Genomic DNA, 3809 nt, shown 5'->3' with positions numbered 1-3809 from the left:
GCCAAAGGACAAAGGCGGCAGAGCCACAAACAAAAAAGACGGCCAAACGGCCGCCTGATCGCTTTACCGTTTGCCGCACTCAAGCATGTCCAAACCCGCAACGAGATCCCGCCCAATACCGGCGTCTTCCATATGGAGGCGCAGACGCTGGTTGTAGCCGCCGGGCGTATTCAAGGCTTCAATCAATTCTGCACAGCCAGGCTTCTGCAGGCTGCTGGTGATCAGCATGCGCAGAAAAGCTTCTCCTTGCTGCCGGTCCTCGGCCCGGCCGCCCAGCCATTCGGCGGCGTCGTTCACCATGCGCGCAACCGGCGACAGTACTGCCTGGGCACACAGGTAGGCATCAAGCTCTGCCTGGTCCTTCAGGGCAAATACAACGTTCTCAGGACCGAATATCTGCGAGACCAGGCCAGTGTCTCCCAGAGCTATGATAGGAGAGCCGCCCTGCGCAATCCCTGGAAAGGGCATCATCACAGCCGCCGCGCGCGCCGGTGCGGCCGATTGCGCGACCCTAGCCAAACCGGCACCGGCCATGAAAGAGATCACCTGCTGATCTTCGCGAAACTCCAGCCCGGACAGGATGCCATCAGCCGCCTCTGCCATAAGACCCAGAAAAACAACTTCGCTGGCATCTGCCACCGCCTGGTTGGAAGCAGCAGTGACGTCGCCGAATTCCGCCGCCAATGCTGCCGATTGGGACCGGCTGCGCTCTGACACCGTAATCCGGTGCCCCTTTCCAGCGAGTCCCCGCACCACTGCAGAGGCAATGGTGCCGCATCCGAGAAAACCAAGGCGCATGTCAGATGTCCTTCATAAGCCGCAGCGCGTCATAGATCGCCGCATGTGTGTTGCGCGCGGAAACCGCATCACCGATCCGGAACAGCCGGAACCGGCCCGCCGGGTTGGACATGGCGGCCTGCGGACGGCCCGCAATCAGTGCATCATAGTTCACTTCGCCGCAGTTGGCTGACTGATCCTTCAGCGCGAAGTACAGGTCGTCCAGCGGAAGCGTGCCATAATTGACCACCACCTGATCATACTCTTCGCTATAGGTGTGACCGCTATAGTCGGTGCCGATGGCGGCAGTCAGCCTGTTGCCGCTCCGGCTGATGCCCAGCAGGCGGCGGGCGACAGTGAACCTTACGTCCTTGTCCTGCAGGGACCGCATATAGGGCACAAGGTTCATGCCCATAATGTCAGGCGCAAACGTCCGGTCGGGTGTCATCACCTCTACCCGGGCTCCAGCACCAGCCGCGGTTTCTGCCGCCATCACCCCCGGATGATCGCCGCTTTCGTCATAGATCAGGACATGCCCTGCGGGTTTCACATCGCCAGAAATGATGTCCCAGCTGGACACAGCATGCGGCACGTCTTCCCGGGCTTCATGCAGCGCCATATTCGGTATCCCGCCGGTCGCCACGATCACCACATCGGGGTCCAGGGCCATCACATCCTCCGCCTCAGCCCAAGTATTGAAGCGGAACGCAACATCCCGGGCCGCGCATTGCGCCATGCGCCAGTCGATGATGCCGATCATCTCAGCCCGGCGCGGGTTTTGCGCCGTCAGCCGCACCTGGCCGCCCGGCTCAGCAGCCGCTTCGAAGACAGTCACATCATGACCTCGCTCTGCGGCCACCCGCGCTGACTCCAATCCGCCGGGGCCGGCGCCGACGATCACCACTTTCTTGCGCGTCTCTGCCGCTGGGATTTCGTGGGGCATCGTGAGTTCGCGCCCGGTGGCGGCGTTGTGGATGCAAAGGGCCTCCCCCGCCTGATAAATCCGGTCGAGACAGTAGGTAGCGCCGACGCAGGGGCGGATGTCATCTTCGCGCCCCTCAATGATCTTCCGCACCACATGCGGATCCGCCATATGGGCGCGGGTCATGCCAACCATGTCCAGCAGGCCGCTGGCAACCGCATGGCGGGCAGTGGCCACATCGGGAATGCGGGCGGCGTGAAATGTTGGCATGCCGGTGGCCCTCTTCACTTCCCCGGCGAAATCCAGATGCGGCGCCGACTTCATACCCTGCACCGGGATCACGTCGGTCATCGCAGGATCGGTGTGGATACGTCCTCGGATCACGTTTAGGAAATCCACCATCCCGCTGTCCGCCAGACGCCTGGAGATTTCGATCCCTTCTTCAGGGCTGATCCCGCCTTTCTGCGCCTCATCCGCGGTGTACCGCAGGCCGACGATGAAATCCTCCCCGACGCGGTCCCGGACTGCGCGCAGGACATCGAGCGGCATGCGCATCCGGCTGTCCAGCGATTGACCGCCGTAAGGCCCGTCCAGATCATTGGTCAGCGGGGACCAGAACTGATCCAGCAAGTGGCCATAGACCTGCAGCTCGATCCCGTCCATGCCGCCCTCTTTCATCCGCTCTGCTGCATCAGCGAAATCGGAAATAATGCGGGCGATGTCCCAATCCTCTGCCAATTTGGGAAAGGACCGGTGCGCGGGTTCGCGGTGCCGTGAAGAGCTGACGGACGGCAGCCAGTCACCCTTGTTCCAGCCGGTGCGGCGGCCCAGGTGGGTGAGCTGGATCATCACCGCTGCGCCGTGCTCATGCACCTGATCCGTCAGGTTGCGGATCCAAGGCACAACTTCGTCCTTGTAGGCCAGGATATTGTTGAACACCGGCGGGCTGTCGCGGCTGACCGCAGCCGAGCCGGCGGTCATAGTCAGCGCCACTCCGGCCTTGGCACGCTCCGCGTGATAGGCGGCATAGCGTTCCTTGGGCATGCCGTCTTCCGGATAGGCCGGTTCATGGCTGGTGGTCATGATCCGGTTGCGAAGCGTCAGATGCTTCAGCTGATAGGGCTGCAGCAGCGGATCCTTGGACATGGCTGAATCTCCTGGAACGATGTCTGGGCTAGCCATGATACGACACCATCATGACACATGTGTCAATTTAACGATCACACCTGTCCGGAAAAGTTGCTCCCGCGCCGGGCTCTTGCTAATGCTTACGCATGACCACACAGGACATCTCCCGAGCGCGGCTGAGTGAAGAAGACTGGCTTGCTACGGCATACGACGTGCTGACCGAAAGCGGCGTGGAAGCCGTCAAGGTTATGCCGCTGGCCAAACGGCTTGCTGTGTCGCGCACCAGTTTCTATTGGCATTTCAAGGACCGCGAAGCACTGCTGGACGCGATGATCCGCCGCTGGGAGGAAAAGAACACCGGCAATCTCGTGGCCCGGACCGAAGCCTATGCCGAAACCATTGCAGAAGCGCTGTTCAACCTGTTCGACTGCTGGATTGACCCGGAGCTGTTTGATGCCCGGCTGGATCTCGCGATCCGCAACTGGGCGCGCAATGACGCCGGGCTGCAGGCGCGGCTGGACAAGGCCGATGCACGTCGCGAGCAGGCAGTAAAACAGATGTTCCTGCGCTTCGGGTACAATGCGCAGGACGCGCTGATCCGCGCCCGGGCCATGATCTATACCCAGATCGGCTATATCTCGATGCAGGTTCGGGAAAGCACCGAGTACCGGATCTCGCTGATGCCAGGTTATATCGAGGTTTTCTCAGGCCGGCCGCCTGCCCAGCATGACTTGGACCGGTTTCTGGCCCGCCACAGCTGATCACTGGATGCTGCTTCAGTGCCAGCCTCTTGCCATATGGGTGTACTCCCGCCCGCCGCCCAGGCATCCAATATGCCTGCCGGACAGTTTAGCCAAGCGCCACGCCCAAGGTGCGCAGCGCAGGTCGCTTCTGCTGAAAACTAACGAACGTTTTTTGCCACTGCCGCGCCCCGCGGCCGCGCGGCGCCCCCAAAAGCACCGGCGCGGGACCAAAAGTTGCC

Annotated in this window: 3 protein-coding genes; 1 reads left to right on the top strand and 2 read right to left on the bottom strand. The window is 61.7% G+C overall.

Going from position 1 to position 3809, the window contains the following annotated elements:
* Positions 1-63 precede the first annotated feature (63 nt).
* Both AC4HIX_RS17915 and AC4HIX_RS17910 read right to left on the bottom strand, forming a co-directional pair.
* Positions 64-798 (bottom strand): NAD(P)-binding domain-containing protein, encoded by a 735-nt coding sequence (locus tag AC4HIX_RS17915; RefSeq protein WP_490399974.1) that lies wholly within the window; start codon positions 796-798, stop codon positions 64-66.
* Between the two features lies 1 nt (position 799).
* Positions 800-2845, bottom strand: coding sequence for an oxidoreductase (locus AC4HIX_RS17910; protein WP_490399973.1), 2046 nt, complete (start codon positions 2843-2845; stop codon positions 800-802).
* A gap of 128 nt (positions 2846-2973) precedes the next feature.
* Between AC4HIX_RS17910 and AC4HIX_RS17905 the strand changes: the two genes are divergently transcribed.
* Entirely contained in the window at positions 2974-3588 is a 615-nt protein-coding gene (locus AC4HIX_RS17905) for a TetR/AcrR family transcriptional regulator (protein WP_490399972.1), read from the top strand.
* Positions 3589-3809: the final 221 nt, after the last annotated feature.

It is taken from the genome of Leisingera sp. (genome assembly GCF_982940295.1).
Note: the sequence above shows the minus strand (reverse complement) of the source record. Positions and strands in the feature narration are given on the sequence as shown.

What these genes read in the sequence shown, in the direction of transcription:
- AC4HIX_RS17915 (WP_490399974.1), bottom strand. Translation starts at nt 798, where the DNA reads ATGCGCCTTGGTTTTCTCGGATGCGGCACCATTGCCTCTGCAGTGGTG.
- AC4HIX_RS17910 (WP_490399973.1), bottom strand. Translation starts at nt 2,845, where the DNA reads ATGTCCAAGGATCCGCTGCTGCAGCCCTATCAGCTGAAGCATCTGACG.
- AC4HIX_RS17905 (WP_490399972.1), top strand. Translation starts at nt 2,974, where the DNA reads ATGACCACACAGGACATCTCCCGAGCGCGGCTGAGTGAAGAAGACTGG.